Annotated in this window: 6 protein-coding genes; all 6 read left to right on the top strand. The window is 73.7% G+C overall.

Features of this window, described 5'->3' with window-relative positions; genetic code table 11:
* The coding region (locus tag C1I97_RS27855; protein ID WP_111005901.1) for a CehA/McbA family metallohydrolase at positions 1-1,201 on the top strand (1,201 nt) is incomplete at its 5' end.
* Between the two features lie 13 nt (positions 1,202-1,214).
* Positions 1,215-1,613 carry a nitroreductase family deazaflavin-dependent oxidoreductase gene (locus C1I97_RS27860; protein ID WP_111005902.1) on the top strand — a complete coding sequence of 133 codons (399 nt, stop codon included), beginning with the start codon at positions 1,215-1,217 and terminating at the stop codon, positions 1,611-1,613.
* 215 nt (positions 1,614-1,828) lie between these two features.
* Complete coding sequence (locus tag C1I97_RS27865; protein WP_111005903.1) at positions 1,829-4,771, top strand: AfsR/SARP family transcriptional regulator; 2,943 nt, start codon at positions 1,829-1,831, stop codon at positions 4,769-4,771.
* A gap of 232 nt (positions 4,772-5,003) precedes the next feature.
* Positions 5,004-5,180, top strand: a complete 177-nt coding sequence (locus C1I97_RS40180) for a hypothetical protein (RefSeq protein WP_181446950.1) — start codon at positions 5,004-5,006, stop codon at positions 5,178-5,180.
* Between the two features lie 298 nt (positions 5,181-5,478).
* Positions 5,479-5,682, top strand: a complete 204-nt coding sequence (locus C1I97_RS27875) for a DUF397 domain-containing protein (protein ID WP_111005904.1) — start codon at positions 5,479-5,481, stop codon at positions 5,680-5,682.
* A 90-nt stretch (positions 5,683-5,772) separates the two neighbouring features.
* Positions 5,773-6,782, top strand: a 1,010-nt coding sequence (locus C1I97_RS27880; protein WP_181446951.1) for a hypothetical protein, incomplete at its 3' end; no start/stop codon positions are given.

Raw genomic sequence — 6,782 nt, forward strand, 5'->3', positions numbered from 1 at the left:
CTTCAGGGGCTGGTCGGGCGGGGCGCGGCCGGAGTTCTTCATCCGTGCGGACGACGCCACGCCGGGGTACGTTCCGGGGCCGGTCGGCCCGGGGACCTGGTACGTCGCGCTCGGCCCGTACACCGTCGCTCCGCAGGGCCTGTCGTACGAGCTCACGGTCACGCTGACGTACGGGGCGCCGGGGACGGCCGTACCGCCGGTGTACCCGCCGCAGCGGGCGAAGGGGCGCGGCCGGGACTGGTACCGGGGCGACTGCCACCTCCACTCCTGGCACTCCGACGGCCGCCGCACCCCCGCCCGGATCGCGGCGCGGGCCAGGGCGGCCGGGCTGGACTTCATCAACAGCTCCGAGCACAACACCCACGCCTCGCACGCCCATTGGGCGGACCTGGCCGGCGACGACCTGCTGATCATGCTGGGCGAGGAGGTCACGACCAGGAACGGCCACGTCCTGGCTCTGGGGACCGAGCCCGGCATCTTCGTCGACTGGCGCTACCGGGCGCGCGACAACCGCTGGGCCGGGTTCGCCCGGGACATCCGCCGGGCCGGCGGGCTGGTCGTACCGGCCCATCCGCACGCCGGCTGCGTCGGCTGCGGCTGGAAGTTCGGCTTCGCCGAGGCGGACGCCGTGGAGGTCTGGAACGGCCCCTTCACCCCGGACGACGAGGTGGCGCTGGCCGAGTGGGACAACACGCTGGCGGCGTCGGTGCGGGAAGGCCGCGGCAGGTGGCTGCCGGCGATGGGCGGCAGCGACGCCCACCGGCCACCGGACGCGGTGGGCATGCCCCAGACGGTCGTCCTGGCCGACGACCTGACCCGCGAGGCGATCCTGGCGGGCATCCGCGCGGGCCGCTCCTACGTGGCCGAGGCCGGCCGCGTCTCGCTCGCCCTCACCGCCACCGGCGGCCGGGGCGAGCGGGCGGGCATCGGCGAGCGGCTGCCCGTGGACCGGGACACCCCCGTGACCGTCCGCCTGGAGGCCTCCGGCGTCCCCCGCTGCACGGTCCGCCTCGTGACCGACCAGGGCGTGGTGCTGACCGGCGATCCGCTGCCGGTCTCCGGCTCGGGGGCCGTGGAGTGGCGTACGACAGCGGCCCACGCGGCCTACGTATGGGCCGAGGTGCGCCACGAGACGGCGGTGGGGCCCCTGCCGGGGGTGATGGCGGCGTTCACCAACCCGGTCTTCCTGGGGCCCGAGTGACACACTTGCCGGTATGTCCCGCCACGCCGACCTCAAGCACCGGACCGTCACGGCGTTCCAGCGGCGCGTCGTCAACCCCGTCCTGCGCCGGCTGCCGCTCCAGACGGTCCTGGAGACCACGGGCCGCACCTCCGGCCTGCCCCGCCGTACCCCGGTGGGCGGCCGCCGCGTCGGCGACTCCTTCTGGCTGGTCTCGGAGTTCGGCGAACGTTCCCAGTACGTCCGCAACATCCGTGCCGACCCCGAGGTCCGGGTACGCATCCGCGGCCGTTGGCACGAAGGGACCGCGTACCTCCTTCCCGACGACGACCCCGTCGCCCGCCTGCGTGCCCTGCCCCGGCTGAACAGTGCCGCGGTACGGGCGCTGGGGACGGATCTGCTGACGGTACGGGTGGACCTGGAGCCGCGCTGAGGCAGGACCGCCCGGTGGGCGCGGGGGGGGGCTCGGCGATCGCCCCGGGCGCCCAGGGCGCCCCGCCGTGCCCGCAGGGAGCATGCGGAGAGGATGTGTGGGCCTTGTGATACGGGGCACGGCGGCCTGTGATCACCGCCTCCGGGAGCTGACGCATCTGCCGTGAACAAGGCAAACTGGCCTCTCAGTTGAGAACGGTTCGGCAGGGGGCAGCGATGGACGGTGTGCCGCGAGTACCGGAGCAGCGGGGTCCCGAGCAATCGGCGACGCTGCGCTTCGGCGTACTCGGACCGGTGCGCGCCTGGCGCGGGGAGGAGCCGCTGGCCACCGGCTCCCCGCAGCAACGCGCGCTGCTGACCTCGCTGTTGCTGCGCGAGGGCCGTACCGCGACCGCGGCCGAGCTGATCGACGCCCTGTGGGGCGAGGAACCGCCGTCGCAGGCGCTGGCGGCGGTACGGACGTACGCCTCCCGGCTGCGGAAGGTCCTGGACGCCGGGGTGCTGGTCAGCGAGTCCGGCGGGTACGCCGTGCGGGGGCTGGGCGAGGGTGCGCTGGACCTGGCGGTGGCACAGGAGTGGGCGGCCCGGGCCGAGAAGGCCCGGGCGGCCGGGGACCTGGGCCGTGCGCGGGAGGTGCTGGGGCGGGCGCTCGCCCTGTGGGACGGGGAGACGCTGGCCGGGGTGCCCGGCCCGTACGCGGAGACGCAGCGCGTCCGCCTGGAGGAGTGGCGACTCCAACTCCTGGAGTCCCGGCTGGACATGGACCTCGAACAGGGCTGCCACGCGGAGGCGGTCTCGGAGCTGACGGCGCTGACGGCAGCACACCCGCTGCGCGAACGCCTGCGCGAGCTGCTGATGCTGGCGCTGTACCGCAGCGGCCGGCAGGCCGAGGCTCTGGCGGTGTACGCCGACACCAGACGCCTGCTGGCGGACGAGCTGGGCGTGGACCCCCGCCCCGAGCTGCGCGAACTGCAACAGCGCATCCTCCGGGCCGATCCGGCCCTCGCCGAACCGTCCTCCCCGGTGGCCGAACCGGCGGTGGTGCCCGTCCAACCTGCTCAACTTCCGGCGACTGTATCCGACTTCACGGGCCGGGCGTCCTTCGTGGCCGAGCTGGGCGAGGTGCTGGCCTCCGCCGAGGGCCGGGTGATGGCCGTGTCGGCGGTGGCCGGGATCGGCGGCGTGGGCAAGACGACGCTGGCCGTCCACGTGGCCCACCGGGCGCGGGCCGCCTTCCCGGACGGCCAGCTGTACGTCGACCTGCAGGGCACCGGGCCGAGGCCGGCCGAGCCGGAGACGGTCCTCGGCTCCTTCCTCCGCGCCCTGGGCACGCCGGACGCGGCCGTCCCCGAGTCGCTGGAGGACCGGGCGGCGCTGTACCGCTCGGTCCTGGACGGCCGCCGGGTCCTGGTCCTGCTGGACAACGCGCGGGACGCGGCCCAGGTGAGGCCGTTGCTGCCGGGCACGGAAGGCTGCGCGGCGCTGGTGACGTCCCGGGTGCGGATGGTGGACCTGGCGGGTGCCCACCTGGTGGACCTGGACGTGATGAGCCCGGAGGAGGCGTTGTCCCTCTTCACGAGGATCGTGGGCGAGGAGCGGGTCGCCTCGGAGCGCGAGGCGGCCCTGGACGTGGTGGCGGCCTGCGGCTTCCTCCCCCTGGCCATCCGCATCGCGGCGTCCCGGCTGGCCGCCCGCCGCACGTGGACGGTCTCGGTCCTGGCGGCGAAACTCGCGGACGAGCGACGACGGCTGGACGAGCTCCAGGCGGGCGACCTGGCGGTCAAGGCCACCTTCGAACTGGGTTACGGCCAACTGGAGCCGGCCCAGGCCCGCGCCTTCCGCCTGCTGGGCCTGGCCGACGGCCCGGACATCTCCCTGGCCGCGGCGGCGGCCGTACTGGACCTCCCGGTGGACGACACGGAGGACCTGCTGGAGTCCCTGGTCGACACCTCTCTGCTGGAGTCGGCGGCCCCCGGCCGCTACCGCTTCCACGACCTGGTCCGCCTCTACGCGCGCGCGTGCGCGGAGCGGGACGAACACCCGCCGAGCGAGCGGGAGGCGGCGATGTCGCGGCTGCTGGACTTCTACCTGGCGACGGCGGCGGGGGTCTTCGCGATCGACCGGCCGGGGGACAGGCTGGTGGACCACCTGGAGGAGACCCGGTCCCCCGGACTGGTGTTCGCGGACCGCCGCGCCGCGCAGGACTGGCTCTACTCCGAGGCCGTCCCGCTCCTGGCCTGCGTACGGCAGTCGTCCGGCGGTACGACGCTCCGCCGGGCCGTCGATCTGCTGTGGGCCGCGGTCGATCTCGCGGAGTCGGGGGCGAACTCCAGGGAGTACGAGGCGGCCGCGGCGGCCCTGCGCGACGCCGCCCGTGCGGTCTCGGACGGCCGGACGGAGGGGCGGGCCTTCCTCGTCCTGGCCAACGCGCGGCACTGGTCGGGCCACTTCGACCAGGCCGACCAGGAGGCCCGGCAGGCACTCGCGCTGTCGGAGGCCGCGGGCGACCCGCTGCCCTGCTGCTGGGCGGCGAACATTCTGGGGGCGTTCGCCTTCTACCGGAGCCGCTTCACGGAGGCCGAGGAGTACCTGGAACGCGCCATCGACGACTTCCGGGCCTGCGGCGACCTCTCCGGTGCGGCGGCCGCGCTGTGCAACCTCTCCCGTCTGCACCTGGAGACGGAGCGCGCCGAGAGCGCCGTCCACCTGGCGCGGCAGGGAACGGAGATGTACGAGCAACTCGGGCACTCGCTCAAGGCCGCGAACGGCCACTACGCACTCGGGATGGCCCTCGGCAAGAACGGCCAACTGGCCGACGCGGCCGCCCATCTCGGCAGGGCCCTCCAGGTGTTCCGCTCCAGCCGTCAGCGGCTGTGGGAGGGAATGACCCTCTTCCGTCTCGCCGAGGTGGATCTCACCGCCCGGCTCCACGCCCAGGCCGCGGCCAACGCCGAGATGGCGCTGGCCCTGCTCAGGGGCATCGGCGGGGACTGGCGCCGCGGCAACGTCCTCACCGTTCTGGGCAAGGCCCTGAGCAGTCTCGGCCAGTCCGGGAGGGCCCACGTCTGCTGGCACGAGGCGCTGGAGCTCTACGAGCGGCTGCACTCCCCCGAGGCCGCCGAGGTGCAGGCGCTCCTGACCCCGGCCGCGGCGGCGTGACCTCCCCCGTCGAGGCGTTCTCCCCCGTCGAGGCGTTCATCGTTCGTTTATCGCCGTCCGGCACCCTCTTCTTGTCGGTTCGTCGCGTCGGGGGGCAGACGGACCACCGATGAGATCGCCGCGCTCGCGATCCGGAGTGGGCGACTCGAGTGGGCCCATCCGGCCACCCTCGGGGGAGTGACCGGGTGGGCCCTGCGCAATGCGAAGGAAAACAGCGACAGGAGTCAGCAGCATGAGCGACACCAGCAAGGACGAGCCGGTCGTCAAGCCGGACAACACGCACATCACCGACACCAAGGCCGGCACCGACGTCAAGCCGCTCAACACGCACATCACCGACGTCAAGAACGCGAACGACGACGGCACGGCCACGCCGGACAACACGCACATCACGTCCGACCCCAGCTGAAACCATCTTCCGCACGGGGGGACCGGCCGCGGCGGCGCCGAGGGGGAGCCGCCGCGGCCGAAGTGTGTCAGGGTCGGGGCTCCCGTCGATCACCGCCGGAGCCCGTACCGCTGACATCCAGCTCGCACCACACCGTCCTGCCCGCCTTTCCCGCCTTCCCCTCCTGCTCCACACCTCACCATCGACCATCCACCGCTCGCGAAGCAGTACCGGGAGTCGTGCGATCTGCTCAGGGCCGCCGCACTGCCGCCTGGGGCGCCCCTTGCGATGATCGAGGCTGCGGCAGAGGAGTGTCGACATGGCAAGCCACGAGACTGACTTGAGCGCCGCCCACTGGCACAAGAGCAGCTACAGCAACGGCACCGGCGGCGAGTGCGTCGAGGTCGCCTCCGGCCTCCCCGGCGTCCTCCCCGTCCGCGACTCGAAGAGGACGGAGTGCGGACCCGTACTCCTCTTCCGAACTCCCGCCTGGGACTCCTTCCTCACTTCCCTGAAGGGCTGACCAGGACGCTCCTCGGGGAGGCCGGGCTCGGTTGTCCACAGTTGCCCACAGGGTGCGTGAGGCCCCGGAGATTCCTGCGATCTTTGCGGTGTGGAACGGAAACCGCTATGGGAGCTGCTCGACGGGGGTGTCCTGCTCACCTCGCGCGCTTTCGACGCGGGCCGGCCCCGACGCAGCCTGGCGCGGGAGCTTCAGGAGCAGGGCTGGGTCCGGCTGTACGCCGGCGCCTGGGCGGAACCGGGGAGTACCCCGGAACTCGCCACACGACTGCGGGCGGTGCAGCTCGTCAGACCACGGCTCGCCGCCAGCCACCGCTCGGCGGCGGCGCTCTGGCGGATCGAGACGCTGGGCGGGGGTGCCGGGGCGTCCCTGGAATTCATCGATCCCGGACGCGCCCTGCACGGCGGTGAGAGGGGCGTACGGGTGCACCGCATGCCCTTGGAGCCAGCCGAGGTGGCCGAGGTCCGGCACGGCCTCCGGCTCACCGGCGTGCGCCGCACCCTCACCGATCTCCTTCGGGCCGGTCCGAGGGACGACACGGTCGTCGCCGTGGACTCCGCACTCGGGTATCGAACGGTGGACAGCGTCCGCCGCCCGCCGCTCACCGACGTCGCCGCGATCGCGGCCACGCTGGAAGCGAAAGCGCGCGTCCGGGGCGCGGCTCGGGCGAGCACCTGGCTGCGGCTGTGCGACCCGCGCGCCGGTTCGCCGGCCGAGACGATCGCCCGGCTGCGCCTGCACGACGCCGGCCTCCACCCCGAGTCACAGGCCGAACTCATCACCCCGGCCGGACGCCGGGTACGTCTCGACTTCCTCTTCCGTGCGGCGGGCCTGGCGGTCGAGATCGAGGGCTACGCCTACCACGGCACCCGCAACTCCCACCGCCAGGACGTCGCCCGCTACAACCAGACCCTCCAGTGCCCCGAGGTCCGCAACCTCCTCCGCTTCACCGCCGAGGACGTCTTCCACCGCCCGGCGTGCCCCCGCCCTGCCCGTGCGTGTCCCGCGCCTCCCACTCACCGGTCGCCGCCGAGCCGGCCCGGCGTGCAGGCGAGGCGCGAGCGCGTCCCTCAACTCCGGCCGTGTACGCAGCCCACGCA

It is taken from the genome of Streptomyces sp. NTH33 (assembly GCF_003236365.1).
Lineage (GTDB): Bacteria > Actinomycetota > Actinomycetes > Streptomycetales > Streptomycetaceae > Streptomyces.

Bases quoted from the DNA above. Each gene is read 5' to 3' on its own strand.
- C1I97_RS27865 (WP_111005903.1), top strand. From the start codon at position 1,829: ATGGACGGTGTGCCGCGAGTACCGGAGCAGCGGGGTCCCGAGCAATCG.
- C1I97_RS27875 (WP_111005904.1), top strand. From the start codon at position 5,479: ATGGCAAGCCACGAGACTGACTTGAGCGCCGCCCACTGGCACAAGAGC.
- C1I97_RS40180 (WP_181446950.1), top strand. From the start codon at position 5,004: ATGAGCGACACCAGCAAGGACGAGCCGGTCGTCAAGCCGGACAACACG.
- C1I97_RS27860 (WP_111005902.1), top strand. From the start codon at position 1,215: ATGTCCCGCCACGCCGACCTCAAGCACCGGACCGTCACGGCGTTCCAG.